The organism is Janthinobacterium sp. HH106 (assembly GCF_001758725.1).
Lineage (GTDB): Bacteria > Pseudomonadota > Gammaproteobacteria > Burkholderiales > Burkholderiaceae_D > Janthinobacterium.
This window is the reverse complement of sequence record NZ_LRIC01000016.1, coordinates 143,978-169,058: the sequence shown is the minus strand read 5'-3', so window position 1 is coordinate 169,058 and position 25,081 is coordinate 143,978. Positions and strand designations below refer to the sequence as shown.

The 25,081-nt window shown below is 61.7% G+C and carries 23 protein-coding genes; 6 read left to right on the top strand and 17 right to left on the bottom strand.

The annotated features are described in order from the left end of the window. Positions 1-272: 272 nt before the first annotated feature. Entirely contained in the window at positions 273-3,584 is a 3,312-nt protein-coding gene (locus JAB8_RS09095; RefSeq protein ID WP_070289255.1) for a S41 family peptidase, read from the bottom strand. A 203-nt stretch (positions 3,585-3,787) separates the two neighbouring features. Between JAB8_RS09095 and JAB8_RS09090 the strand changes: the two genes are divergently transcribed. Beyond that, positions 3,788-4,837: a quinone-dependent dihydroorotate dehydrogenase gene (locus tag JAB8_RS09090; RefSeq protein ID WP_070289254.1), complete on the top strand. Its 1,050-nt coding sequence runs from the start codon at positions 3,788-3,790 to the stop codon at positions 4,835-4,837. A 9-nt stretch (positions 4,838-4,846) separates the two neighbouring features. Here JAB8_RS09090 and JAB8_RS09085 read toward each other — a convergent pair whose 3' ends face one another. From JAB8_RS09085 to JAB8_RS09070, 4 genes are all read right to left on the bottom strand, one after another. Continuing rightward, on the bottom strand, positions 4,847-5,293 hold the full coding sequence (locus JAB8_RS09085; RefSeq protein WP_070289253.1) for a cupin domain-containing protein: 447 nt from the start codon (positions 5,291-5,293) through the stop codon (positions 4,847-4,849). A gap of 127 nt (positions 5,294-5,420) precedes the next feature. Further along, positions 5,421-5,990, bottom strand: a complete 570-nt coding sequence (locus JAB8_RS09080; RefSeq protein ID WP_083287629.1) for a cyclophilin-like fold protein — start codon at positions 5,988-5,990, stop codon at positions 5,421-5,423. 25 nt (positions 5,991-6,015) lie between these two features. After that, positions 6,016-7,158: an MFS transporter gene (locus JAB8_RS09075; protein WP_070289252.1), complete on the bottom strand. Its 1,143-nt coding sequence runs from the start codon at positions 7,156-7,158 to the stop codon at positions 6,016-6,018. Between the two features lie 81 nt (positions 7,159-7,239). After that, the gene (locus tag JAB8_RS09070) at positions 7,240-8,331 is read right to left on the bottom strand and encodes an alpha/beta hydrolase (protein ID WP_070289251.1); all 1,092 of its coding nucleotides are present in this window, start codon (positions 8,329-8,331) and stop codon (positions 7,240-7,242) included. Positions 8,332-8,553: 222 nt separating this feature from the next. Here JAB8_RS09070 and JAB8_RS09065 point away from each other — a divergent pair, with 222 nt between their 5' ends. Next, positions 8,554-9,468: a LysR family transcriptional regulator gene (locus JAB8_RS09065; protein WP_070289250.1), complete on the top strand. Its 915-nt coding sequence runs from the start codon at positions 8,554-8,556 to the stop codon at positions 9,466-9,468. A 289-nt stretch (positions 9,469-9,757) separates the two neighbouring features. Beyond that, positions 9,758-12,181 carry a TonB-dependent receptor gene (locus tag JAB8_RS09060; protein WP_070289249.1) on the top strand — a complete coding sequence of 808 codons (2,424 nt, stop codon included), beginning with the start codon at positions 9,758-9,760 and terminating at the stop codon, positions 12,179-12,181. An 84-nt stretch (positions 12,182-12,265) separates the two neighbouring features. Here JAB8_RS09060 and JAB8_RS29875 read toward each other — a convergent pair whose 3' ends face one another. After that, complete coding sequence (locus JAB8_RS29875) at positions 12,266-12,823, bottom strand: PEP-CTERM sorting domain-containing protein (RefSeq protein WP_227742023.1); 558 nt, start codon at positions 12,821-12,823, stop codon at positions 12,266-12,268. A gap of 338 nt (positions 12,824-13,161) precedes the next feature. Between JAB8_RS29875 and JAB8_RS29870 the strand changes: the two genes are divergently transcribed. Together JAB8_RS29870 and JAB8_RS09045 are read left to right on the top strand one after the other, a co-directional pair. Next, positions 13,162-13,773, top strand: coding sequence for a DUF2185 domain-containing protein (locus JAB8_RS29870; protein ID WP_070224516.1), 612 nt, complete (start codon positions 13,162-13,164; stop codon positions 13,771-13,773). Continuing rightward, the gene (locus JAB8_RS09045) at positions 13,770-14,123 is read left to right on the top strand and encodes an MmcQ/YjbR family DNA-binding protein (RefSeq protein WP_070289248.1); all 354 of its coding nucleotides are present in this window, start codon (positions 13,770-13,772) and stop codon (positions 14,121-14,123) included. The genes JAB8_RS29870 and JAB8_RS09045 overlap by 4 nt, the downstream gene beginning before the upstream one ends. Here the strand turns inward: JAB8_RS09045 and JAB8_RS09040 are convergent. From JAB8_RS09040 to JAB8_RS09005, 8 genes are all read right to left on the bottom strand, one after another. Continuing rightward, a complete protein-coding gene (locus JAB8_RS09040) occupies positions 14,120-15,052 on the bottom strand; it encodes a CysB family HTH-type transcriptional regulator (RefSeq protein WP_070224514.1) in 933 nt (310 codons plus the stop codon). The genes JAB8_RS09045 and JAB8_RS09040 overlap by 4 nt on opposite strands. 13 nt (positions 15,053-15,065) lie before the next feature. Further along, a complete protein-coding gene (locus JAB8_RS09035) occupies positions 15,066-16,136 on the bottom strand; it encodes a sulfate ABC transporter ATP-binding protein (RefSeq protein WP_034747519.1) in 1,071 nt (356 codons plus the stop codon). A 1-nt stretch (position 16,137) separates the two neighbouring features. After that, positions 16,138-17,064, bottom strand: a complete 927-nt coding sequence (gene cysW / locus JAB8_RS09030; protein ID WP_070289271.1) for a sulfate ABC transporter permease subunit CysW — start codon at positions 17,062-17,064, stop codon at positions 16,138-16,140. Then, the gene (cysT, locus tag JAB8_RS09025) at positions 17,061-17,870 is read right to left on the bottom strand and encodes a sulfate ABC transporter permease subunit CysT (RefSeq protein ID WP_070224513.1); all 810 of its coding nucleotides are present in this window, start codon (positions 17,868-17,870) and stop codon (positions 17,061-17,063) included. Before cysT ends, cysW begins: the two co-directional genes overlap by 4 nt. 313 nt (positions 17,871-18,183) lie before the next feature. Continuing rightward, the gene (locus JAB8_RS09020; protein WP_070224512.1) at positions 18,184-18,822 is read right to left on the bottom strand and encodes a peroxiredoxin; all 639 of its coding nucleotides are present in this window, start codon (positions 18,820-18,822) and stop codon (positions 18,184-18,186) included. 43 nt (positions 18,823-18,865) lie between these two features. Next, positions 18,866-19,432 (bottom strand): alpha/beta hydrolase, encoded by a 567-nt coding sequence (locus tag JAB8_RS09015; RefSeq protein ID WP_070224511.1) that lies wholly within the window; start codon positions 19,430-19,432, stop codon positions 18,866-18,868. A 44-nt stretch (positions 19,433-19,476) separates the two neighbouring features. Beyond that, on the bottom strand, positions 19,477-20,481 hold the full coding sequence (locus JAB8_RS09010) for a sulfate ABC transporter substrate-binding protein (RefSeq protein WP_070224510.1): 1,005 nt from the start codon (positions 20,479-20,481) through the stop codon (positions 19,477-19,479). A 130-nt stretch (positions 20,482-20,611) separates the two neighbouring features. Further along, the gene (locus tag JAB8_RS09005; RefSeq protein WP_070289247.1) at positions 20,612-20,995 is read right to left on the bottom strand and encodes a diacylglycerol kinase; all 384 of its coding nucleotides are present in this window, start codon (positions 20,993-20,995) and stop codon (positions 20,612-20,614) included. 153 nt (positions 20,996-21,148) lie between these two features. On the opposite strand from JAB8_RS09005, the gene JAB8_RS09000 reads away from it, so the two are divergent. Then, a complete protein-coding gene (locus JAB8_RS09000) occupies positions 21,149-21,928 on the top strand; it encodes an IclR family transcriptional regulator (protein ID WP_046685991.1) in 780 nt (259 codons plus the stop codon). Positions 21,929-22,032: 104 nt separating this feature from the next. Here the strand turns inward: JAB8_RS09000 and pbpG are convergent, their stop codons facing one another. From pbpG to JAB8_RS08985, 3 genes are all read right to left on the bottom strand, one after another. Then, positions 22,033-23,106, bottom strand: a complete 1,074-nt coding sequence (gene pbpG, locus JAB8_RS08995) for a D-alanyl-D-alanine endopeptidase (RefSeq protein WP_070224508.1) — start codon at positions 23,104-23,106, stop codon at positions 22,033-22,035. A 177-nt stretch (positions 23,107-23,283) separates the two neighbouring features. Then, positions 23,284-24,003 carry a nitroreductase gene (locus JAB8_RS08990; RefSeq protein ID WP_070289246.1) on the bottom strand — a complete coding sequence of 240 codons (720 nt, stop codon included), beginning with the start codon at positions 24,001-24,003 and terminating at the stop codon, positions 23,284-23,286. A 14-nt stretch (positions 24,004-24,017) separates the two neighbouring features. Then, positions 24,018-24,869, bottom strand: a complete 852-nt coding sequence (locus JAB8_RS08985) for a DMT family transporter (protein ID WP_175445171.1) — start codon at positions 24,867-24,869, stop codon at positions 24,018-24,020. Positions 24,870-25,081 lie beyond the last annotated feature (212 nt).

The window sequence follows — 25,081 nt, the reverse complement described above, 5'->3', positions numbered from 1 at the left end:
GACCTACCGGCGAACAATCGCGAGAGTGTGCCCCCTGCACTTCAGCTTACTTGCTCTTGTCCGGAAACGCCGGACGTGCAGGCCGCACGGGCGGGTTCTTCGCCAGCGCTGGAAGCGCGCGTCAAGGGACAGTGGGTGATCATGTAAGGTAGGTCGGATTAGCGCGCAAGCGCGTAATCCGACGCTGCAAAGCCAACAATGGTGTCGGATTACGCTGCGCTAATCCGACCTACCGGCGAACAATCGCGAGGGTCTGCCCCCTGCACTTCAGCTTACTTGCTCTTGTCCGGAAACGCCGGACGCGCAGGCCGCACGGGCGGCTTTTTCGCCAGTTCGGCCTGGATCACCTCGATCGCCTTTTCCAGCTGCGGATCGCGGCCGGCGATGACGTCGGCCGGCGTTTGCTCGACTTCGATATCGGGCGGCACGCCTTCGTTTTCCACGCCCCAGCCATTTTCGCGCGTCCAGAACGCCAGGTTCGGCGCCGTGATCGTGCCGCCATCCATCAGCACGGGGAAGCCGAGGATGCCCACCAGGCCGCCCCACGTCGCCTTGCCGATCAGCGGGCCCATGTTGTTCTTGCGGAACATCCACGGCAGCAGATCGCCGCCCGAGCCGGCCGTCTCGTCGATCAGCATGGCGCGCGGTCCCTGGATCGAGGCGGACGGCGTCTTCATGTCGGCGCCATAGCGCATGGTCCACCAGGCGATTTCCTTCTTCTGCAGGATCTCGATGTAGTAATCGGCCACGCTGCCGCCACCGTTAAAGCGCTCGTCGACGATGATGGCCTGCTTGTCCGCCTGCGGGAAGAAATAGCGCTTGAAGTAGGTGTGGCCCAGCCCCGCCGTATTGGGCACGTACACGTACGCCACCTTGCCGTTGGTGGCCGCATTGACCTTGCGCATATTGCCCTCGATCCAGTCGCGGTTGCGCAAGGCATCCTCGGCAGGCACCGGCACCACGGTGATCGTGCGTGCGCCCTTGCCGTCGGCCGAGGGTCCCACGGTCAGGTCGATGGCCTTGCCGGCCGTGTTCTCGAAGGCGCTGTAGATATTCGTCGGCGGCGCCAGCGGGCGGCTGTCGACGGCCAGCAGGTATTCGCCCGCCTTGACGTTCAGGCCCGGCTCCGTCAGCGGCGCGCGCAGGGCCGGATTCCAGTTCAAGCCGCCATACACCTTCTTGAAGCGGTAAAGGCCGTCGCTCACTTCATAGTCGGCGCCCAGCAGGCCTCCCGGCACCTTTTTCGCCTCGATAAAGTCGTCGCCGCCGCCGCCGCGGTGGTGGCCCACGGCCAGTTCGCTGCACATCCACTGGATCAGGCGGTTCAGGTCCGCGCGGCTCGACAGCTCGGGCAGGAACACGGCGTACTTGTCGCGCATGGCCTTCCAGTCCACGCCATGCATGCCCGGGTCATAGAAGTAATCGCGGTTGATGCGCCACACTTCATTGAAAATCTGCGTCCACTCGGCACGCGGATCGGCTTTCACTTCGATGGCGTCAACCTTGATCTTGCCTTCGCCCGGCACCAGCAGCTTGCCCGTGGCCGAGCCCATGGCCCAGTTGTCCTTGTGGCGGTACAGCAGCTTCTTGCCGTCGGCCGACACGTCGAAATCATCGGCTTCGGCCACCACGGTTTCGGCCTTGCGCTCCTTCAGGTCGAAGCGCTGCACGGCCTTCTTGCCGTCGCTTTCGCGCAGCAAAAAGATCTGCCCCGCGGCGCCGGCCGCCAGGCTGGAAAACTGCGCGGCCGGCAGCGGCAGGTCGACGATACGCGTGGCGATGCCGTCGAAATCAATGTGGATCGGTGCCACGGGGGCCACCGCCACTTTCGGGTCGTCGCGGCCCGTCTTCGGATCGATCTTCGGCTCGCTCTTCGGCTCCGCTTCCGCCTTCGCCGTGTCTTTTTTACTCTCCGCGCTGGCCGCCTTTTCCTCGTCGCTTTCCTTGATCAGCGGCGACGGCAAGTCGCGCCGCAGCACGGCCATCCACACGGTGCGCGTCACCAGGTTGTCTTCGTTCTGCTGCGAGAACCAGTTGTTGCTGGGCCCCGCATTCGTCGAGGCGAAGAAGTACAGGTATTTGCCGCTCTTGTCGAACACGGGCTGGGCCACGTCGGACAGGCCATCGGTCACGGGCATGGACTTGTTCTGCTCGACGGAATAGATGTAGGCGCTGCGCGTGTAGGTGGGCGAATTGAGCGTATAAGCCAGCCAGCGCGAATCGGGCGCCCACGCGGCGCGCATGCTCTTGTCGACGCCATACATCGGCTCCGTGGCGATTTTTTGCACCTTGCCGTTGCCGACGTCGATCACGTACATGCTCCAGCCATTGTCGGCAAACGCGATCTTTTTGCTGTCGGGCGACCAGACGGCGTTGTCATAGAAGCCGCTGCCATTGAGCTTGAACTTGCGCACGGCGCCCTTGCCGTCCTGCGCGCGCACGTGCAGCTCGTATTCGCCCGACTCGTCCGAGAAATACGCGACCGAGCGGCCATCGGGCGACCAGATCGGCGTGCGCTCGTGGGCGCCGGCCGTCTGCGTCAGGTTGCGCACGTCGCCCTTGTCGGCGGGGATGGTGACGATCTCGCCGCGGTACTCAAAGGCGATGCGCGCGCCCGACGGCGAAATCGACGCATCGCGGATGTATTTCGCGTTCTTGACCCAGCGGGGGCGCGCCTGCCCCAGGTCGCTGGCCACGCCGATGGTCAGCTTGCGCGCCTGGCCGCTGGCGATATCGAAAGAGTGCAGATAGCCGGCCTGCTCGTAGACGATGGTGCCGTTCACGGCCGAGGCGTTCAGCACGGGGAAATCCTTGTGCTGCGTCAACTGACGCACGGCCTTCGTCTTGACGTCATACGCAAACAGGTTGAATTCGCCGTTGCGGTCGGAGCGGAAGTACACGCTGTCGCCTATCCATATCGGGTCGACGTCGTTCGAGCGCGTGGTCGGCTGCGGGATTTTTTCGATGGATTTGTCGCTGGACGAAAACAGCCACAGCCAGGAGTTGGTGCCGCCCCGGTAACGCTTCCACTGTTTGAAGGCCGGCGCCAGCGGGTTGTAGGCGATGCGCTTGCCATCGGGCGAATACGTGGCGCGCGAGGCATTCGGAATTTCCAGCTGCGTTTCCACGCCGCCCGCCACGGGCACCGTAAACAGCTTCTGGAAGCGGTTGTTGAAGGCGGCGCGGGGCGAGGTGAACATCACGGCCTGGCCATCGGGCGTGAACGATTGCGCCAGATCAACACCGGGGTGGAAAGTCAGGCGCCGCGGCACGCCGCCCGCCGCCGCGATCACATACACGTCGACATTGCCGTCGATGTTCGCGCTGTACGCGATCAGGCTGCCGTCGGGCGAAAAGACGGGATTCGATTTGTCGCCCAGGTCCGACGTCAAGCGCCGCGCGCCGCCGCCGTCCAAGTTGGACAGCCACAGGTCGCCCGCGTAGATGAAGGCGATGTGGCGGCTGGAGACGGCCGGTTCGCTCAGCATGCGGGTGTCTTGCGTATTGGGCAGGGCCAGGGCCGGGTGGCTCAGCAGCAGTGCGCTGGCGGCCGCGATGGCGGTCAGGATGCGTGTCTTTTTCAATCGATGTCTCGCTTATGAAGTAAAGGGAACAGGGAAGAAACAGGAAAGTCCAGGGCCCGATGCAGATTATCAAGGGATCAATGTTGCATTAGACCAAAGAGAACTATACACCCGGCCGCCGCGCGGAACACGGTAAAATACGGCACTTATTTCGCGCGCCGCCAGCCCTTCCCGGCGGCCCGCACACCTACTCAAAGCGCCCCATGTCTGAAAAATTCCTGTACTCCCTCGCCCGCCCGCTGCTGTTTTCGATGGATGCCGAAGCGGCCCACCATTTCACCCTGCCCGCCCTGAAACGCGCCAGCGCACTGGGCCTGACGAAGCTGGCCGGCAAACCGGCCGCTGATCCGCGCACGGTGATGGGCATCACCTTCCCGAACCCGGTCGGCCTGGCCGCCGGCCTGGACAAGGATGGCGCCTACATCGACGCGCTGGCCGACCTGGGTTTCGGCTCGATCGAAGTGGGCACCGTCACGCCGCGCGCGCAGGCGGGCAATCCGAAACCGCGCATGTTCCGCCTTCCGCAGGCGCAGGGCATCATCAACCGCATGGGTTTCAATAATGGCGGCGTGGACGCCTTCGTGGCCAATGTGCAGGCGTCGAAGTTTTACCAGAACCGCGCCGGCGTGCTGGGCCTGAACATCGGCAAGAACGCCGACACGCCCATCGAGCGCGCGGCCGACGACTATCTGCTGTGCCTGGAAAAAGTCTACCCCTACGCCAGCTATGTGACGGTGAACATCTCGTCGCCGAACACGAAAAACCTGCGCCAGCTGCAGGGCGCGTCGGAACTCGACGCCCTGCTGTCGCAACTGAAGGACGCGCAGGCGCGCCTGGCGGACAAGCACAAGCGCTACGTGCCGCTGGCCCTGAAGATCGCGCCGGACATGGATGGCGAACAGGTGAAAAGCATCGCCGAGTCGCTCACGCGCCACCGCATCGACGGCGTCATCGCCACCAACACGACCCTGTCGCGCAGTGCCGTCGAAGGCATGCAGCACAGCGCCGAAGCGGGCGGCCTGTCGGGTGCGCCCGTGTTCGAGCTGTCGAACAATGTGATCCGTTTGCTGAAGGCGGAACTGGGCGACGCCCTGCCCATCATCGGCGTGGGCGGCATCATGCAGGGCAAGGATGCTTTGGCCAAGTTCGAATCGGGCGCGCAGCTGGTGCAGCTGTACAGCGGCCTGATCTACGCCGGTCCCGCCCTGATCAAGGATTGCGCGCGCGCGCTGCGCGGCAAACAGGCGGCATGATCTGCAAGATCAAGATGCCGGACAGGCGTTTTGCGGGGCTGCCAGCCGGTCTGATGGCAGTCCCGCCGCATATTCTTCGTCGGTCACTTTTTCCATCCAGATCACGTTGACGCCATCGAGCGCTTCCTGGATGGCGATGTGGGTCATCGCGGTGGTCGGGGTCGCACCGTGCCAGTGCTTGTGACCGGGCGGGCACCAGATCACATCGCCGGCCCGGATTTCAACGATGGCTTCGCCTTCGCATTGCGTCCAGCCGCAGCCGGCCGTGACGAGCAGGGTTTGGCCGAGTGGATGGGTGTGCCAGGCCGAACGCGCACCCGGTTCAAACGTGACGCTCGCGCACGATGCGCGCGCCGGTGCGGGTGGGAAGTTCAGTGGATCGATGCGAACCACGCCAGTAAAATATTCGGCTGGTCCTTTTTGGGATGGCTGTGTGCCGGCGCGCTTGAGTATCATGGTGTTTCCTTTCGAGGGTGAGTTTGGGTCGGCTGTCTGCGGCGATTCGAATCGGGCTATTCTGCGCCCTGCTCAGGAAGGGCCGTATCCGGGTTTCTTGTATAGCGAAGCCATATTCGCTTCGATCTCAGGCTTGTACATCTGTGCTATCCAGGTGGCAAGCGCCACCACCGGGTATTGACTGGTATTGGATAAACTCGACCTGGGTCCCATGCCGGCCCAGTGCCTGGGCCAGACCTTCAGGATCGGCTACGCGGCCAATGGCCGAGTAGGCATACGGTGACGTAAATGTCTTGTAGAAAACCACGACGGTCTTCGTACCGTACAGCATGAGGTCGCCATTGCGTATGGTGCCTGGCCGCGATGCATTGACAGGCAGCGCCTTCGCCAGATCCGCATACTTTTCGTTTCCGTTGAGTTCGGCCATATCCAGCGTCAGCGGCAGCATTGCGGCAAAGGCGTGCCCCGTCGCGTTGTCGGACAAGGTGACGGCGAAGCGGCGTTCGCCCACGCGCATCGATATGCGCAACCGCTCGGGCTTGAGGGAGGCGCCAGCGGCGACCGGGACCGGGACCGGAGCGTATGGCACGGAAGCGGGCTGCTGCCGGGCTTCGCTAGCGCCGAGGGAGAGCAGGCCCAGCAACAGGCCCAGTCCATGCCGGGCGCCATTGGGAACTGCTGGCTTGCACGTGATCATAGTCTGCTCCTTCCTCGTAAAGGATTCAAGCTGCCCGCAACGCTTGCAGGCGCGAGGTCAGGAAGGCCGCCAGCAGCAGTGCGGCCGCGCTGGCGATGAATGTGCTCTGGTAGCCACTTTTATCGAACAGCAAGCCGCCGACCGTGGAACCGAGGGCGATGGCGAGTTGCACGACAGCGACCATCAGGCCGCCACCCGCCTCTGCATCCCTGGGCAGCGTTATTGCCAGCCATGACCACCAGACTACCGGCGCGGCGGTCGCGACCAGGCCCCATATGCCCAGCAGTACCGTCACGGCAGCGACCTTGCTGCCAAAGACGGTCAGCGCCACGGCGATCAGGGCCATCACGATGGGAATGCCAACCAGCGTCCGGAAAAAATGCCACTTCAAGAACTTGCTGATGATGGTGGTGCCGATGAAGCCGCCTGCGCCGATTGCCAGCAGAATCAGCGACAGCGTGGAGATGTCTACCCGCGTAACGCTTTCAAGGTAGGGGCGCAAATAGGTGAACAGGGCGAACTGTCCCATGAAAAACGTGCTGACAGCCAGCATGCCCAGGGCAACCTTCGGGTCTTGCAGCAGTTTGAAGACGTTGCGCGAACCGGCCGACCCGGCCTGAGTCGGCATGGAAGGCAGGCTGATCCACTGCCAGAGAAAGGCAATCAAGGCCACGGGCACCAGGCAGAAGAATGCGCCACGCCATCCGATGACGGAACCGAGGTAACTGCCCAGTGGCGCGGCAACAACGGTCGCCAGCGCATTGCCGCCATTGAAGATGGCCAGGGCACGCGGCACCTGATCCGATGGCACCAGGCGTATCGCGGTGGCGGCCGACAATGACCAGAAACCTCCCACCACCACGCCGATCAGTGCGCGGCCGACCATGTACAGGAAGTAATTCGGCGCCATCGCGACAACAGCCCCGGAGACGGCCATCAGTGCTGTCAGCCCCAGCAACAGGGTCTTGCGGTTCATGCTGCCAGTCATTGCTGAAATCGACAGGCTGGTGAGTACCGCAAACGCGCCGGAGATGGCGATCCCCTGCCCTGTCAGGCCTTCGCTGACCAGCAGATCCCTGGCCATCGGCGTCAACAGGCTGACCGGCATGAACTCCGAGGCGATCAGCGCGAAAACGCAGAGCGTCATCGCAAAGACACCACCCCACATGGTCGCCTGCGCCCCGGTATTGCCGTGCCCGCGGACGCCATCTTGAGGCGCGCTGCTTATCGGTACTGTCATGGTATGCGCCTATGCCAGATGCTGGTGGAAGAAGGCCTGCAGCTTGTCCCACGGGATGAGTTTCACGCGGTCATACAGGTCGACGTGTCCGGCGCCTGGCACGATCACCAGTTCCTTGGGCTGGGCCGAAAGCCGGTAGGCCTCTTCGCTGAATTCTTTGGAGTGCGCCTGGTCGCCCGTGATGAACAGCATGGGACGCGGGGAAATCGTCTCGATGTCGTTGAACGGATAAAAGTTCATGAACTTGACGTTGCTGGTCATCGTCGGGTGCGTCGTCAGCTCGCGCGACGATCCTGCCGGCGTGAACTCTCCGCGCGGGGTGCGATAGAAGTCATAGAACTCGCGCTGGATCGGATGCGTATTGCCATCGCGCTTGTGCACGGTGCCGCCCGTGTACGCGATTGCGCCACCGGTAAATTCCACGTAGCGCTGTTGCGCCGCCTCGGCAATGATCTGCTTGCGTTGCTCGAGCGTCTGCGAGTGATGCAGCGCATTGCGGTTGGCCGCGCCCATGTCGTACATGCTGACAGTGGCAACGGCCTTCATGCGCGGATCGATCTTGGCGGCGCTGATGACGAAACTGCCGCTGCCGCAAATGCCGAGAATGCCGATGCGTTCCCTGTCGACGAACGGCTGGGTGCCCAGATAGTCTACCGCCGCGCTGAAGGCTTCCGCGTAGATGTCCGGCGCCACGGCATTGCGTGGCTGGCCTGCGCTTTCACCCCAGAACGACTGGTCGATGGCGAGCGTGACGAAGCCCTGTTCGGCCAGCTTTTGTGCATACAGGTTCGAGCTTTGCTCTTTCACCGCGCCCATCGGATGGCCGATGATGATCGCCGCATGCCTGGAATTCCGGTTGAAGTTCTTGGGCGTGAAGAGATTCCCGACCACCTTCATTTTGTACTGGTTGTCAAACGCGACCTTTTGCGCGACGACGGTTTCGCTCCGGTAAAAATTGTCAGCCTGGTTCGACATATCAGGCACGGGCTTGCTTTCGGCAGCGAACGCGGAACCACCTGCAAGGGACAGGCTGCCCAGCACGGCCATGCCGGTGCCAGCAGTCTTGAGGAAATCGCGGCGCGCTACATCATTGATGGTCATCTCTGTTCTCCAGTTCGTACGGTGTGGGATGGGTTGAATACCTTGGCGACATCGTACGGGGCGCTTGCCGCATCGGCGCGCCGGAAACCCGAACAGGTATATGTGCCATAGCCATGAATGTTCTGTATATTTATATGAAAATTCGCACACTCCCCCTTGGTATCATCGCTTGCAGGGCACTACCACGGGATACCCTTCACCGCCGGTTCAGGAATGATGCACATGGCCAGAGACAATATTATTGATATTCTGATATTTTTTGAGGTGGCTCGCCAACGCAGTTTCACGCGTGCCGCCGTCAAGCTCGGCATGTCCCAATCCACGCTCAGCCACATCATTCGTGACCTGGAAGCGCGGCTGGGCGTGCGGCTGCTCAATCGGACGACGCGCAGTGTTTCACCGACAGAAGCAGGCGAGCGCCTGCTGACCAACGTCGCGCCGCGGCTGGAAGAGGTCAATGCCGAAATCGCTGCTGTCAGCGATTTGAATGGCAAGCCGGCGGGTACCGTGCGCATCACCGCCATCGACCATATTATCGATACGCTGCTGTGGCCAAGGCTTGCGCCAGTGCTGCCCCAGTATCCCGATCTGCATATCGAGATTCAATCCGATTACAAGCTGGTCGATATCGCGGCGGACCGCTATGACATCGGCGTGCGCTACGGCGACCAGGTCGAGGAGGACATGATCGCCGTGCGGCTCACGCCCGACATTCCGACCATGATCGTCGGTTCGCCAGACTACTTCTCCTGGCATGCGCAACCGGCCAGCCTGCAAGAGCTGCTGAAACATAATTGCATCACGCTGCGCCTCGCCAGCAGTGGCGGCATTTACGCGTGGGAGCTCCAGCATGAGGGGCGCAATGTGGAAGCGCGGGTGCGTGGCCAGACCGTGTTTACCAGCGCCGTTCCCATGGTGCAAGCCGCCTTGAGCGGCAATGGCCTGGCCTTCGTGACGGCAGATATGGTGGCCGAGCATGTACGCGAAGGCCGCTTAATCAGCGTCATGAATGACTGGTGTGGAAAGTTTCCTGGCCTCCATGCTTACTATCCCAGCCGCCGCCATGAATCGCGGGCGCTGCGGATCGTAGTCGAAGCGATCCGCCACCGGGAGTCCATTCCGGGTCAGCCGCATTGAGACTGCCAGTACCGCCCCGGCCGCCATCCAGCCCGATCCGGGGAATGCATAGTCGCATTTATACAACACTGAGCAATTTACTGCTGTGCAGCATTGCGGCCTTGCCGTGCCCGGTCGTATGCTGGAAACGAGGCCATATGCGCTACGCGCACCATGTTGACGTCTTTCAGATATTTATTGCATATCGATAGACAGAACGATTCGTAAGCACGCCGCGTGCCCACTGTTAATCTGATTGCATCACCGGACCGCCATGGTCCGCGCAACCACAACCGAAGAGATATCGTCGATGAGTTCAAGCACCGCCCGCTCCCAGCGTCCCGCCCTCCCCGTAAAAACCGTGATCGCCGCCAGCCTGGTCGCCTGCTTCAGCCTGCCGATGCAGGCGCAAGCGCAGCAAGAGCTGCCGGCCGAAGGCGAATTGCAATCGGTGGTCGTCACCGGCACCTTCGCCAAGAACCGCCGCACCATCGATTCCGAATCGCCGATCGATATCCTCACTTCGCGTGACCTGCAAAGCACGGGTTCGGGCGAACTGGCCACCGTGCTGGCGCGCCTGCTGCCATCGCTGAACTTTGCCCGCGCCACGGGCGCCGACGCCAGCGACGCCGTGCGTCCGGCGCAGTTGCGCGGCCTGTCGCCCGACCAGACCCTGGTACTGGTGAACGGCAAGCGCCGCTATACCTCGGCCGTGGTCAACGTCAATGGTTCGCTGGGCCGCGGCTCGGCGCCGGTCGACCTGAACGCCATTCCCCTGGCCGCCATTGACCACGTGGAAGTGCTGCGCGATGGCGCAGCGGCCCAGTACGGTTCCGACGCGATTGCCGGCGTGATCAACATCATCCTGAAAAAAGGCGCGGCCGGCGGCGATATCGAAGTGGGCTATGGCCAGACGCAGGAACGCGACGGCAAGCAAAAATCCATCAAGGGTTCGGCCGGCTTCGCCCTGGGCGAGGACGGCTGGGTGCGCGTCTCGGCCGAAGTGGCGGAACGCGACCCGACCAACCGCGCCGGTGCCGATTTCCGCAACCCGCTGGAACCGCGCTACGGCAAGGTCAACCAACGCTATGGCGACCCGGAAAGCAAGCCGGCAACGATTTTCCTCAACAGCGAATACCACATCAGCGACAACCTCGACTGGTATGCCTTCGGCAATTACGGCAAGCGCGACACGTCGGCCGCCGCCACCTGGCGCACGGCGCTGATCACGGACCCGAATAATTCGAAGCAGTTCGTCCAGCGCACGCCACTCTTCCCGGAAGGCTTTTTGCCATTGCAAAACAGCACCCTGACGGACCAGTCCCTGGTGACGGGCTTGCGCGGCGAAGCGGCCGGCTGGCGCTGGGATGCCAGCCTCAATTACGGCAGCAATAAGTTCGAGCTGGACCTGGACAATACGGTCAACCAGTCGTTGGGCGCCAACAGCCCCACGCATTTCTATGCGGGCTCGCTGAAAAACGAACAAACGGTGTTCAACCTCGATGCGGCGCGCGAATTTCCCGTGTCTTACTTTACGGGCCCGCTGACGGTGGCCGTGGGCGCCGAAGCGCGCCATGAAAAGTACAGCATCGGCGCCGGCGATGAAGCATCGTACACGGGCGGCGGTTCGCAAGGCTTTGCCGGCTTCCGTCCTGTCAACGCGGGCAGCCACTCGCGCCACAACGAGTCGGTCTATGTGAACCTGGAAGCGGAAGCGACGAAGAAACTGTCGGGCGGCGTGGCCCTGCGCCATGAGCGCTACAGCGATTTCGGCAGCACCACCTCGGCCAAGGGTTCGGCCCGTTATGCGTTCACGGACGCGCTGTCCCTGCGCGGCACCGTGTCGAGCGGCTTCCGCGCGCCATCCTTGGCGCAGCAGTACTACACCATCACCACCACCAACTTCCAGGTCATCAACGGCAACAATACGGCCATCGAGACGGGCACCTTCGCCGTCAACACGCCGCAGGCGCGCGCCCTCGGTGCGCAAGACCTGAAGCCGGAAAAGGCACGCAACTACAGCCTGGGCCTGCAGTTCCAGCCCAGCCGCAACTTCACCACCAGCATCGATGCCTACCGCATCGACATCGACAACCGCATCCTGTTCTCGGCCAATCTGGCGCTGAACGACAAGCTGAAGGGCGAGCTGGCGACGCAAGGCTCGACCGTGGGCGCAGCGCGCTACTTCACCAACGCCGTCGATACGCGCACGGAAGGCGTGGACATCGTCAGCACCTACCGCATCGACCTGCAGGACAAGGACCGCCTCGACCTCACCGTGGCGTACAACCACAACAAGAGCACGGTACAGAAAATCGCCGGCAATCCGGACATCCTGACGGCCAACAACCTGAAACTGATCGACCGCCAGAGCATCGACCGCATCACGGTGGCCTCGCCGAAGGACAAGTTCAGCCTGGCCGCCGACTACGGATTCGGCATCTGGAATGCGCACGGCGTCGTGACCCGCTACGGCAGCTTCACCGTGCCGCAGAACGACGTGAAGCTCGACCAGACGTATGACCCGCAATGGGTGCTGGACGTGTCCGGTTCCGTGAAACTGGGCAAGAACTGGCGCCTGGTGGCCGGCATCGACAACGTCACCAACCGCTATCCGGCGCAAGTGACGAGCGCGGGCAACCTGAACGTCAACGGTACCCAGCCCTACAGCATCTTCGCGCCGAACGGTTTCAACGGCCGCTATTACTACGCCAAGGCTGGCTATAGCTGGTAAATACCGCTCCGCCATGCAAAAAGCCCGCGCATCTTCCGATGCGCGGGCTTTTTTTCATGTCTTGCGCCCGCAGGCGCTGCAGGCTCAGGCGCGGCGGCGGCGCGCGGCAAAACCGACCAGGCCCAGGCCCAGCATCAACATGCCGTAGGTCGCTGGCTCAGGCACGGCCGAGACGGAACTGTAGGCGCGGAAATTGCTCAGGCCGCGCGGCAGGTTGCTGATGGTGATAAGCGTATTGGCGGCCAGCGGCGCGTCCCAGTGGAACAGCAGTTCGCCACGGCCATAGTGCACGGCCAGGTAGTCAAAGCTGGACTTGACGGTGAACGAACCGGACTTACCGCTTTCCAGGTCGCCCTGGGCGGCAAAGACCAGGGAACCGGTGCCGCTGGATGGCAGACCAAACTTGCTGCTGACCAAGCTCTGGATGGCGGCCGCGCTTTGCGGGCCGGACGGGTTGGCGCCGTCAAATACCCAGACCGAGTCCGCTGCCACGCTGCCGTAGGTGACGGTCTTGCCGCCCACCAGGAAGCCGCTCATGGCGGGATCGGTGATTTCCACCCAGTTCGCCGCCTGGGCCAATGGCGCCAGGCAAGCCGAGACAGCAAGGCAGAGACCCAGCACAGCATGTTTAGTCGTGTTCATAATTTCCCCTATTGATAAATTTCAAAAAACACAATGTTAATTATATTTTTGTTATATTTTTTTGCGATTGAGCAAAAGATATCATTCAGGAAATCAAAATGCAATAAAAGAAACAAATTTTACCATTGGTATTTTCAATCGGTCTCATCAGTTTCTTGCCGAGTCCGGCTATGAAGGGGCGTACCGCCCTCCTTGCCATGACCGGGCGCTGGTCGGGGAAGCAGGATTGTTGTAGATCAGCACATGCCAAGCGGCAAGGGCAAGCCTGCAGGTATGCGTGGTCATCCTGACACGCAATCGGCTACCATGGGGTTTACTCTTCTTGATGACGGATAACCATGCCCAGCTGGCACCTGGCCGACGCCGCCGAACTGGCGGCGCGCCATCCCTACACCTTCTATAAATCGCCGCCCGAAGCCATCGCCCAGGTGCGCCCCGGCGAGGTGGTCAAGCTGATCTTCGCTTTCCACAGCGACGATCCGCAGGCGCCGGGCGCCGAGCGCATGTGGGTACTGGTCGACACGGTCGAGCCGCATGGGCACTTTACGGGCAAGCTCGACAACATGCCCGGCTACATCGCCGATTTGCGCGCCAAAGACCCCATCGCCTTCGCGGCGCGCCACATCATCAATACCCAGCACGACGATGACGATAACCTCGTCAACCGCTACGCGGGCCTGTGCTTCGTCACGAAACGCGTGCTGGAAGACGGCGCGCCCGTCGGCTACCTGTATCGCGAAGCGCCGGACAACGACGACGACAGCGGCTGGCGCTTCACGGCCAACGACGAGAGCGACGACTACATCAACGACAGCGCCAACGTGGCCCTCGTGTCGCTGGGCGCCGTGCTCAGCGTGGACGACCGTTTTATTGCGCTGCTGGACGCCCCTGCCGGCGCGGCCTATGCCTTCGACCGCAACACGCAACAATTCATGGCGGTGGACGAATGACAACAGATGAACTGAAGGAATTTTGCGCGGCCCTGCCCGGCGCGCAAGCCGTGCTGTACGGTGCGCCGTCGAACATCCTCGTGTATGAAGTGAGCGGCAAGAAGTTTGCCTATTTCAAGACCAGCGCACCGGAACAGTGGCGCTTCAGCCTGCGCGCCAGCGCCGGGCGTTTCATTGAACTGACGGACATGCCGGGCGTCAAACCGGCCCGCTACATGGGCCGCTTTCACTGGGTCACCATCGTCGATGTGGCGCGCTTCCCGGCCGATTACCTGGCGGAACTGGTGCAGGATAGCTACGCGCGCGCCGTGGCCAGCCTGACGCGCGCGCAAAAGGCGGCCATCGCCTAGAGGGCTTCCTCGCCCGCCATGGCGCGGTCGATGTCTTCGCGCGTCAGGTCCGGCGCCAGCTGCAGGATGAACTCGTAGGCGTAGGCGCGCAGGTAGGCACCACGGCGCACGGCCAGGCGCGTCGTGTTGGTGGCGAACAGATGCGACGCTTCCACCGCCCGCAACCCTTTGTCGCGGCCATGGTCGAAGGCCATCGAGGCGACGATGCCCACGCCCAGGCCCAGCGCCACGTATTGCTTGATGACGTCGGAATCCATGGCCGTGAGGATGATGTCGGTCGTCACGCCCGCCTTGGCGAACGCATCGTCGATATGGCCGCGTCCCGTGAACCCCTTGTCGTAGGTAATCAACGGATATTTCGCCAGGTCTTCCAGGCGGATCGGCGAGTGCTCGAGCAGCGGGTGGCCGTCCGGCACGACGATCAGATGGCTCCAGCGGTAGCACGGGAACGACACGAGGTCGGGGAACTGGCTCAAGCCCTCCGTGGCGATGCCGATATCGGTCTTGCCCGACAGCACCCATTCCGCGATATGCTCGGGCGCGCTTTGCTGCAATGCGATGCGCACGTCAGGGAAGGCGGCGCGAAAGCCCTGCACCACTTTCGGCAACGCATAGCGCGCCTGCGTGTGCGTGGCCGCCACCGACAGGGTGCCGCTGGTCTGGCCGCTGTATTCGAGGCTGGCCTGCTGCAGGTTTTCCGCCTCGATCAGGAGGCGGTCGACGATCTTCAAAATGCCCTTGCCCGGCTCCGTCAAGCCCGTCAAGCGCTTGCCGTTGCGCTCGAAAATCACCACGCCCAGCTCGTCCTCGAGTTCGCGGATCTGCCGGCTCACGCCCGGCTGCGACGTGAACAGCGCATTGGCCACTTCCGTCAGGTTATAGCCGCGGCGGGCCGCTTCGCGGATCGAACGCAGTTGTTGAAAGTTCATATATTTTCAGCCTTTAGGTTCTTGTTGGTTCAACGAACACGTGGAGGCGTTTCGGGCGGACTACCAAGGTTTCGCCTTCCTTCAGCTGCAAATGAGTAAAACGCTCGTTCGACATCACCGCTTCAATCAGCTCGCTGTTATCGACGCGCTGCAAGTCCAGCTGGGCCAGCGGGCCGATCGCATGGGCGCGGCTCAGCTTGACCACGATGCCTTCGGCGCCCTGCGTGTAACGGTCGATTTCCAGGTCGTGCGGACGCACATAGGCCGTGCCCTTGCTGTCGCTCACGCCCGCATAATCGGGCACTTCGAAGCTGGCGTCGCCCGTCGCCATCACGCCGTCATGCACGCGGCCGTGGAACAGGTTGACGTTGCCGAGGAAACCGTACACGAACGGCGAGGCCGGGTGGTTATAGACTTGCTCTGGGGAACCGAGTTGCTCGACGGTACCCTTGTTCATCAGCACGACCTGGTCGGCCACTTCCAGCGCCTCTTCCTGGTCATGCGTGACAAAAATACTGGTCACGTGCAAGTCGTCATGCAGGCGGCGCAGCCAGCGGCGCAATTCCTTGCGCACCTTGGCGTCAAGCGCGCCGAACGGTTCGTCGAGCAGCAGCACGCGCGGCTCGACAGCCAGGGCGCGCGCCAGGGCGATGCGCTGGCGTTGTCCGCCCGACAGTTGCGGCGGATAACGGTCGGCCAGCCAGTCCAGCTGCACCAGTTCCAGCAAATCTTTCACTTTACGGCGGATCTGGTCTTCCGACGGCCGTTCGCTGCGCGACTTCACGCGCAGGCCAAAGGCCACGTTTTCGAATACCGTCATGTGCTTGAACAGCGCGTAATGCTGGAAGACGAAACCGACTTGCCGCTCGCGCACGTGGCGGTTCGACGCGTCTTCCGCATCGAGCAGCACCTGGCCGCTGTCCGGATGTTCCAGGCCAGCAATAATGCGCAGCAAGGTGGTCTTGCCGCAACCGGACGGACCCAGCAGGGCCGTCAGTTCGCCGGCGGGAAAGTCCAGCGAGATATTGTCGAGGGCGACGAAATCGCCGAAGCGCTTGTGGATGTTTTTAACTGCGATGGTCATATCAGTGCTCCGTGGAACGTAAGGCGGAATCGTCGGCGTCGCTCTCGTTCAAACGCCACTCAATGAAGGCTTTCAGGGCCAGGGTCACCAGGGCCAGCAGGGCCAGCAGCGAGGCGACGGCAAACGCGGCGGCGAAGTTGTACTCGTTGTACAGAATCTCCACCTGCAGCGGCATGGTGTTCGTTTCGCCGCGGATATGGCCGGAGACCACGGACACGGCGCCGAACTCGCCCATGGCGCGGGCGTTACACAGGATCACGCCATACAGCAAGCCCCACTTGATATTCGGTAAGGTGACTCTGCGGAAAGTGTTCCAGCCCGAGGCGCCCAGCACGATGGCGGCCTCTTCCTCTTCGCTTCCCTGCGACTGCATCAGCGGGATCAGTTCGCGCGCCACGAACGGGAAGGTGATGAAGATGGTGGCCAGCACGATGCCGGGCACGGCGAACAGGATCTTGATATCGTGCGCCTGCAGCCACGGGCCGAACCAGCCCTGGGCGCCGAACATCAGCACATAGATCAGGCCGGAAATCACGGGCGAGACGGAAAACGGCAAGTCGATCAGGGTCAGCAAAATGCTCTTGCCGCGGAAGTCGAACTTGGCGATGCACCAGGAAGCGGCCACGCCGAATACCAGGTTCAGCGGCACGGCGATGGCGGCCGTGATCAGGGTCAACTTGATGGCGGAAATGGCGTCCGGATCGATGATGGCGGCGATATACGCTTCCCAGCCCTTCTTGAACGCTTCCGCAAACACGGCCACCAGGGGCACGATCAGGAAAGCCGTCAGGAACAGCAAGGCGATGGTGATCAATACCGTGCGCACCCACAAGGGTTCCAGCACGACGGGGCCGACATTCGGTTCGAAGCGGCGCGCTGTCGGCAGTGCCGTGTCCACGCCAGCGGCGGCAGTCGTATTCGTACTCATGATTTCTTCGCCTTTCCGCGCGTCCATGCTTGCAGCAGGTTAATCGTCAACAACAGCAGGAAAGACACCACCAGCATCACCACGGCGATGGCCGTGGCGCCTGCGTAATCGTATTGCTCCAGCTTGGTAATAATGAACAGCGGCGTGATTTCCGACACCATCGGCATGTTGCCGGCGATAAAGATCACGGAACCGTACTCGCCCGTGGCACGGGCGAAGGCCAGCGCAAAGCCCGTCAGCAACGATGGCAGAATCGTGGGGAAGATGACGCGGATAAACGTTTGCAGGGAATTGGCGCCCAGGCTGGCGGCCGCTTCTTCGAGTTCCTTTTCCGCGTCTTCCAGCACCGGCTGCACGGTGCGCACGACGAAGGGCAAGCCGATAAAGGTCAGCGCCACCACCACGCCCAGCGGCGTGAACGCCACCTTGATGCCCAGCACGCCTTCGATGAACTGGCCGAACCAGCCGTTCGACGAATACAAGGCCGTCAGGGTGATGCCGGCCACGGCTGTCGGCAAGGCGAACGGCAAGTCGACCAGCGCGTCGATGATGCGCTTGCCGGGGAATTTATAGCGCACCAGCACCCAGGCCAGGATGCCGCCAAACACCACATTCAGCAGGGCGGCGATCAGCGAGGCGCCAAACGTCAAGCGGTACGAGGCCATCACGCGCTCGGACGTGACGGCGCTGAAGAAGGCGTCCCATGTCATGGTGAAGGTTTTCAGGAACACCGAGGACAAGGGAATGAGGACGATCAAGGCCAGGTAAAAGAGCGTGAAGCCCAGTGACAGCTTAAACCCCGGCATGACCCGAAACGGCGCTCCGCGCGCCTTGGGCGGCGCTAGTGTTGCTTCAGACATGGAAACCCCTTCTTATTACATTTTTGAGTTATAGGGCGCAATAATCACATGCAATCGTTATAAAAAGAACTAACCATTTCTCATTTGCTTAGATGGATTTTGCATACTTGCCGGCAGAATCCATGGGCGAAAAAAAACGCACCGGACAGGTGCGTTTTTTGGGTGTCACTTGAGAAACCCCTGTGAAATACCGGGGTCGGACCCTCAGGGTCCGACCCCAGAACTTGCTTCTGGGGTACATCAGCAACTGACCCCGGAATTACTTGTTGGGCTGCGGCGTCAACCGGAGATATGGCTTGGCGGCCGTAAAGCCCTTCGGATATTTCTGCTTGATCACGTCCGGGTCTTGCACGGTCAATGGAATGATGACGTCGTCGCCATCGTTCCAGTTGCCGGGCGTGGCCACCGTGTAGCCGTCCGTCAGCTGCAGGGCGTCGATGACGCGCAGGATTTCATTGAAGTTGCGGCCCGTGCTGAGCGGATACGTGAGGATCAGCCGCACTTTCTTGTTCGGGTCGATGATGAAGACGGAGCGCACGGTGGCCGTGACGGACTGTTCCGGGTGGATCATGTCGTACAGCACCGACACTTTCTTGTCGACGTCGGCGATGATGGGGAAGCCCACGACCGTGTTTTGCGTCTCTTCGATATCCTTGATCCAGCTCTTGTGCGACTCGGCCGCGTCCACGGACAGGGCGATGGCCTTCACGTTGCGCTTGTCGAATTCCGGCTTGAGCTTGGCCGTCAGGCCCAGTTCCGTCGTGCACACGGGGGTAAAGTCGGCCGGGTGGGAAAACAGCACCACCCAGGAATTGCCCGCCCACTCGTGGAACTTGAGCGGACCGATCGAGCTGTCTTGTTCAAAATCAGGGGCGACATCGCCCAGGCGTAAAGTCATCGTGATCTCCTTCAGAAGTTGTGTGGCGAAGATGTTCATCGTATCAGGCTGCCTGACGGTGGCGCTTGTCGCTTTGTGCCAGATCAAACAGTGTTTGCAGCTGCGCCTGGCCGTAGACCCAGTCGCCAAGGCGCGATTCGGCGTTGATATGGCCCAACGCACCGCCATCAATATACTTGCAATTCCAGCGCCGCGCCCACTGCGCCGCGTGTTCGGCCGTCATCCACGGGTCCGTCTGGCTGGCGATCAGGATGCCGGGGCAAGGCAGCCGCTTTTGCGGCAATGCCTTCGCCACGCCAAACTTGTCGGGGTCGGCCGGCCCCACCAGCAGCACGCCGGCCACGCCCTGCGGGTCGCGCGCCAGGCTGTGCGCCGTCGTCAGGCAGCCGAAGCTGTGGGCGACGATCAGGGTGGGGCGCGCATCCTGCCGCCGCACCTGGTCCAGGCGCGCCGACCAGGTCGCCAGGTCGGGTTCATTCCAGTCGTCCTGCTCGACCCGCTCGAATTGCGGATACAGGCGCTGCCAGCGGCTCTGCCAGTGCTCGGGACCGCTGTTATGCAGGCCCGGCACGATCAGTACCCGGTAATCGGAAAAGCTGCGCAGCGCCATGATGGTTCCTTTTAGTAACGGTGTGGCAATCGTGCCATCCGGTATTACTTAGGCTGGTAGATCTGGTCGAAGATGCCGCCGTCGGCAAAGTGCGCCTTCTGTGCCGCCGTCCAGCCGCCGGCCACCTGCTCGATGGTGAACAGGTTGACCTTGGCGAACTGCGACGCGTATTTCTTTGCCGCCTTGTCCGTTGCCGGACGGTAGTAATTCTTGGCGATGATGTCTTGCGCCTCGTCCGTGTACAGGTAGTTCAGGTAAGCCTCGGCCACCTTGCGCGTGCCATGCTTGTCGGCAAACTTGTCGACGACGGCGACGGGCGGCTCGGCCAGGATGCTGACGGACGGCGTGATGATGTCGAACTTGGTCGGACCCAGCTCCTTGACGGCGAGATACGCCTCGTTTTCCCAGGCGATCAGCACGTCGCCGATACCGCGCTCGACGAAGGTGGTGGTGGCGCCGCGCGCGCCGGAATCGAGCACGGGCACGTTTTTATACAGTTTGCCGAGGAAATCCTTGGCCTTCGCTTCGCTGCCGCCCGGCTGGCGCAGCGCATAACCCCAGGCTGCCAAGTGGTTCCAGCGGGCGCCGCCCGAGGTTTTCGGATTCGGCGTGATGACGGACACGCCAGGCTTGATCAGGTCATTCCAATCCTTGATGCCTTTCGGGTTGCCCTTGCGCACCAGAAAGACGATGGTCGAAGTGTAGGGCGAGCTGTTGTGCGCCAGGCGCTTTTGCCAGTCGGCGGCCAGCAGCTTGTGCTCGGCCAGCGCGTCGATGTCATAGGCCAGGGCCAACGTCACCACGTCCGCTTCCAGGCCGTCGATGACGGCGCGCGCCTGCTTGCCGGAGCCGCCGTGCGATTGCTTGATCTTGACGTTGTCGCCCGTCTTGCCTTTCCATTCCTTGGCAAATGCCGTATTCACATCCTGGTACAGCTCGCGCGTCGGGTCGTACGACACATTGAGCAGGGTGATATCGGCAGCCTGCGCCGTTTGCAGAATGGCAAACGCGCTGATGGCAGCGGCAATGATGATTTTTTTCGACAGCATCTAAGATCCCCGTATGGTTGAACTTTCAGAGCCACCAGATTACGGCGCCGCGGCCGCAAAGAGAACGAAGCGTTTCGCCGTTTGATATGCGATTTTCGCATATGGACGGCGCGCAACGGGGATTTAGTGCTTAATAGAAGCGGTTGAACAGCACCACGGACCATGTGGCAAAGGCCAGGATGCAAGTCAGCAGCACGGCGGCGCTGCCGAAGTCCTTGGCGTTTTTCGACAGCGGATGGCGCTCGAGCGAGATGCGGTCGACCACGGCTTCGATTGCCGAATTGATCAGTTCGACGATCAGCACCAGCAGCAGCACGCCGATCAGCACCAGCTTTTCAAAGGCGGAGATGCGCAGCAACAAGGCGATCACGGTGCCGACGACGAACAGGCCCAGTTCCTGGCGGAACGCGTGTTCATGGCGCCAGGCCACCTTCAAGCCATCGAGCGAGTAGAAAAAGGCGGAAAAAATCCGTTTCAAGCCGCTTTTGCTCTTGAATTCATTTACAGGTTGCATAGTTATCCATGGTTCAAAGTCCATCCAGCCGCCAATTATGACGGCCAACATGAGAATTGTGACAATTTATTCGCTGAATATCTCGGAACATTTCACTATTTTTTCACATCATGGTATAAAGATGCATGAATACTGCATTGCACCAAATCCATCATGAAAATTGAACCGGTCGCAGCCCCAAAGACGACGATCCAGGTGATCGAACGCATGGTCGCCCTGCTCGATGCCCTGGCCAAATATTCCGACCCGGTCAGCCTGAAGGAATTGTCGAAAGTGTCCGGCCTGCACCCCTCAACGGCGCACCGCATCCTCAACGACATGGTACTGACGCGCTTTGTCGACCGCATCGAACCGGGCACGTATCGGCTGGGCATGCGCCTGCTGGAACTGGGCAATGTGGTGAAAAGCCGCCTCAGCGTGCGCGAAGCGGCGCTCGATTTCATGCGCCAGCTGCACAAGAAAACCCAGCAAACCATCAACCTGTCCGTGCGCCAGGGCGACGAGATCGTCTACATCGACCGCGCCTTTTCCGAGCGCTCGGGCATGCAGGTGGTGCGCGCCATCGGCGGCCGCGGTCCGCTACACCTGACGTCGACGGGCAAGCTATTCCTGTCCGTCGATGAGCCGAAAGCCATCCGCGCGTATGCCACGCGCACGGGGCTGGCCGGGCACAACAAGAATTCCATCACGGATCTGCAAAAGCTCGAGCGCGAGCTGAGCTTGGTGCGCGAACGCGGCTATGCGCGCGACAATGAAGAGCTGGAACTGGGCGTGCGCTGCATGGCCGCCGGCATCCGCGACGATTCGGGCAAGCTGATCGCCGGCCTGTCGATCTCCGCGCCCGCCGACCGCCTGCAGGATGAGTGGCTGGTGGACCTAGTGGAAACGGCGAACCAGATTTCCGTCACCCTGGGTTTTATTCCACAGGACTAAAGCTGGGGTCAGTCTTACAAGATCGGAATTTCCTCCGTTGAGGAAATTCCCCCGGCGGGTCTGACCCCAGTCGACGCCGCCATGGACATTCGCATTAAACTTAATCAACCGCCGGGCAGGCTCATGTTGGCAGGTTTGAGTGCCTCCAGCCACTTGCGCATGCGTCCCGCATCGGCCGTACGCGACTGTTTCCCCTTGGAATCGAGGAAGACCATGATCACGGCCCGTCCTTCGATGACGGCCTGCATCATCAGACAACGTCCCGCCTCATTGATGAAGCCCGTCTTTTGCAAGCCGATTTCCCAGCCCGGGTTGGCCACCAGATGATTCGTATTGCCAAACTGCATAGGCTGGCCGCTGGCTTCGACGATGGCTTTCGGGTCCGTCGAGTACTCGCGCAGCAGCGGATGGCGGAAGGCGGCCATGGCCAGCTTGCCCAGGTCGCGCGCGCTGGCCACGTTCATTTTCGACAAGCCGCTGGAATCGACGTAATGCGTATCCATCATGCCCAGCTGGCGCGCCTTGCTGTTCATGGCGTCGACAAACGCCGGCAAGCCGCCCGGATAATTGCGGCCCAGCGCCGAAGCGGCGCGGTTTTCCGAGCTCATCAGCGCGATGTGCAGCATATTCGCGCGCGTCAATTGCGAGCCCACTTTCAGGCGCGAGCTGCTGAACTTGGCGCGGTCGACGTCCTCGTCCGTAATCGTCAGCACTTCATCCATGTCCTGGTGCGCTTCGACCACCACCAGGCCCGTCATCATCTTGGTGATGGAGGCGATGGGCAGGGCGACATTCGAATTCTTTTCAAACAGCACTTCCGAATTGTTCTGGTCCAGCACCAGCGCCACGCTCGACTTGAGATCGAGCGGATCGCGCGTGAGGTTCAGGCCCGCCAGGTCGCCCATGGTCGGCATCGGGGCGGCCATGGGCACGGCCACGCTGCTGACTTTTTGATAGATGACCTTGCGTTTGCCGCGCACCATGACGACCCGGCGCACGCTCTTTTCGCGTGGCGCGGCCGTCGCGCCCTTGCGCAGCACGATCTTGATTTTCTTGGTGTTGTGTTTCTTGGAGGCTGAGGATTTGCCGTTCGCTTCCCTGGCGTGCACGGCCGCAGCCGGCGCCAATGCAAACAGCAGGGAAGCCAGGATACCCAGCGCAAGTTTAAACTTAGCCATTCGATAATTCCCCGTGAAGCTGTTGCCTTATTGCAGTGTAGCGAAATGCAGAGTATTCGCAAGCCTATTTAACAGTTAGGACAGTATTTATTGCAGCACTGAAATACAAATCGTTGGCGATCAGCAAACAAGCTCATCTTTGAGCGGCTGTTTGCCGGCGTCCATCGCCAGCAATGTCTATTTGTCCATGAATTTAACAAAACCGGCCAGCGGCTCGCGTTCCGTGCTCAGGCGGTTCTCGATCTTGTCCGGGTCGGCATGGCCGAGGGCCATGCCGCATACCACCATTTCGCTGGCCGGTATGCCCAGCTCGTCGCGGATGATGTCATGGTAATGGATGAAGGCCGCTTGCGGGCACGTGTCGAGTCCCCGCGCACGCGCCGCCAGCATGATATTTTGCAAGAACATGCCGTAATCGAGCCAGGAACCCTGTTCCAGCACCCGCTCGATGGTAAAGATCAGGCCCACGGGCGCATCGAAAAACTGGAAATTGCGTCCATGCTGGGCCGCCATGCCGGCCGTGTCGCCCCGCTCCAGCCCCAGCAGCTGATACAGGTCCAGGCCGATCTTGCGGCGGCGCTCGATGAACGGCGCCGTCCACTGGCGCGGGTAATAGGTATACGACGCCGTGCGCGCGGGCGCATCGGGCGCCTTGGGCGCATCGTAGGCGGCCAGGATGCGGCGCGACAGGCGCAACCGCACTTCGCCCGACAGAACGTAGACTTTCCACGGCTGCATATTGGCGCCCGAGGGCGCGCGCGCCGCCACTTCCAGGATGCGCGCGATATCGCCCTGCGCCACCGGCGTGGGTAAAAAGGCGCGGATCGAACGGCGCGACAGGATGACGCTATCGACGGCTTGCTGCGCCGCCTGTGTTTCAGATACTGGCTTGCTCACTGCGCTGCTCCCTGCTATTTCTTGACTACAAACACCACACCGACCACGGCCACCAGCATGCCGGCGATGCCCAGCATATTAAATGCTTCGCCAAACATCAGCCAGGCCATCACGGCCGTCGTGGGCGGCGTCAGGTACAGCAAACCCGTCACTTTCGTCGCGTCGCTGCGGCGGATCAGGGCGAACAGCAGGAAGATGGCGCCGATCGACAGCACGAGTACCGACCACAGCAAGGCGCCAATAAAATTCGCCGTCCATTGGACGTTTCTGAAATGCAGGTCCAAGCCTTCGTAATACAAGGCGAATGGCAAGACCACGACGATGGAAGCGGCAAACTGCACCACTGTGCCGGTGCGCAAGTCGAACTGAGGACAGTGGCGTTTTTGATACATGGTGCCGGCCGTCATCGACAGCAGGGCGAACACGCACAGCAGCACGCTTTCCACCGTCAGGCCCACGAGGTTGATCTTCGCGTAGACGACCAGGGCCACGCCCAGCAAGCCAAAGAACAGGCCCAGCCACTGGCGCGGGCGCACGGATTCGCCGATCAGCGGCGCGGCGCAGGCCGTCAGCACGGGTTGCATGCCCACGATCAGGGCCGACAGGCCGGCCGGCATGCCCAGCTTGATGGCGCACCAGACGCCAGCCAGGTAGCCGGCCTGCATCAGGATGCCGGCCACGGCGATCTGGCGGAACTGCCCCACTGGCCACGGCGCGCGCAACAGCAGCACCAGCGGCAGCAGGATCACCAGCACGCCCAGGAAGCGCAGCAGCAAAAAGGTCAGCGGCGGTGCGTACGGCAAGCCGAACTTGGCCACGATAAAACCTGTGCTCCATAACAACACGAAGAAACCAGGCAAGGCCATCGGTGCCAGGGTCGTCAGGAAAGGGGTTTTGGAGGCTTTGCCGCTGGCGCCAGCCGCGGCGGGAAGATTGGACATGGTATCAACTCGGGAAACAGGATCGGCACCGGAGAGCTGCGCCAGTGCGGGAGGCAAAGTCTAGCATGCTGCGCCGCGATCGTCCCCGCAGCCATTGGAAATGATAGTTTAGACATAAACCATTGACACGTAGAAAT

What these genes read in the sequence shown, in the direction of transcription:
- JAB8_RS09090 (WP_070289254.1), top strand. Translation starts at nt 3,788, where the DNA reads ATGTCTGAAAAATTCCTGTACTCCCTCGCCCGCCCGCTGCTGTTTTCG.
- JAB8_RS09085 (WP_070289253.1), bottom strand. Translation starts at nt 5,293, where the DNA reads ATGATACTCAAGCGCGCCGGCACACAGCCATCCCAAAAAGGACCAGCC.
- JAB8_RS09080 (WP_083287629.1), bottom strand. Translation starts at nt 5,990, where the DNA reads ATGATCACGTGCAAGCCAGCAGTTCCCAATGGCGCCCGGCATGGACTG.
- JAB8_RS09075 (WP_070289252.1), bottom strand. Translation starts at nt 7,158, where the DNA reads ATGTGGGGTGGTGTCTTTGCGATGACGCTCTGCGTTTTCGCGCTGATC.
- JAB8_RS09070 (WP_070289251.1), bottom strand. Translation starts at nt 8,331, where the DNA reads ATGACCATCAATGATGTAGCGCGCCGCGATTTCCTCAAGACTGCTGGC.
- JAB8_RS09065 (WP_070289250.1), top strand. Translation starts at nt 8,554, where the DNA reads ATGGCCAGAGACAATATTATTGATATTCTGATATTTTTTGAGGTGGCT.
- JAB8_RS09060 (WP_070289249.1), top strand. Translation starts at nt 9,758, where the DNA reads ATGAGTTCAAGCACCGCCCGCTCCCAGCGTCCCGCCCTCCCCGTAAAA.
- JAB8_RS29875 (WP_227742023.1), bottom strand. Translation starts at nt 12,823, where the DNA reads ATGAACACGACTAAACATGCTGTGCTGGGTCTCTGCCTTGCTGTCTCG.
- JAB8_RS29870 (WP_070224516.1), top strand. Translation starts at nt 13,162, where the DNA reads ATGCCCAGCTGGCACCTGGCCGACGCCGCCGAACTGGCGGCGCGCCAT.
- JAB8_RS09045 (WP_070289248.1), top strand. Translation starts at nt 13,770, where the DNA reads ATGACAACAGATGAACTGAAGGAATTTTGCGCGGCCCTGCCCGGCGCG.
- JAB8_RS09040 (WP_070224514.1), bottom strand. Translation starts at nt 15,052, where the DNA reads ATGAACTTTCAACAACTGCGTTCGATCCGCGAAGCGGCCCGCCGCGGC.
- JAB8_RS09035 (WP_034747519.1), bottom strand. Translation starts at nt 16,136, where the DNA reads ATGACCATCGCAGTTAAAAACATCCACAAGCGCTTCGGCGATTTCGTC.
- cysW (WP_070289271.1), bottom strand. Translation starts at nt 17,064, where the DNA reads ATGAGTACGAATACGACTGCCGCCGCTGGCGTGGACACGGCACTGCCG.
- cysT (WP_070224513.1), bottom strand. Translation starts at nt 17,870, where the DNA reads ATGCCGGGGTTTAAGCTGTCACTGGGCTTCACGCTCTTTTACCTGGCC.
- JAB8_RS09020 (WP_070224512.1), bottom strand. Translation starts at nt 18,822, where the DNA reads ATGACTTTACGCCTGGGCGATGTCGCCCCTGATTTTGAACAAGACAGC.
- JAB8_RS09015 (WP_070224511.1), bottom strand. Translation starts at nt 19,432, where the DNA reads ATGGCGCTGCGCAGCTTTTCCGATTACCGGGTACTGATCGTGCCGGGC.
- JAB8_RS09010 (WP_070224510.1), bottom strand. Translation starts at nt 20,481, where the DNA reads ATGCTGTCGAAAAAAATCATCATTGCCGCTGCCATCAGCGCGTTTGCC.
- JAB8_RS09005 (WP_070289247.1), bottom strand. Translation starts at nt 20,995, where the DNA reads ATGCAACCTGTAAATGAATTCAAGAGCAAAAGCGGCTTGAAACGGATT.
- JAB8_RS09000 (WP_046685991.1), top strand. Translation starts at nt 21,149, where the DNA reads ATGAAAATTGAACCGGTCGCAGCCCCAAAGACGACGATCCAGGTGATC.
- pbpG (WP_070224508.1), bottom strand. Translation starts at nt 23,106, where the DNA reads ATGGCTAAGTTTAAACTTGCGCTGGGTATCCTGGCTTCCCTGCTGTTT.
- JAB8_RS08985 (WP_175445171.1), bottom strand. Translation starts at nt 24,869, where the DNA reads ATGGCCTTGCCTGGTTTCTTCGTGTTGTTATGGAGCACAGGTTTTATC.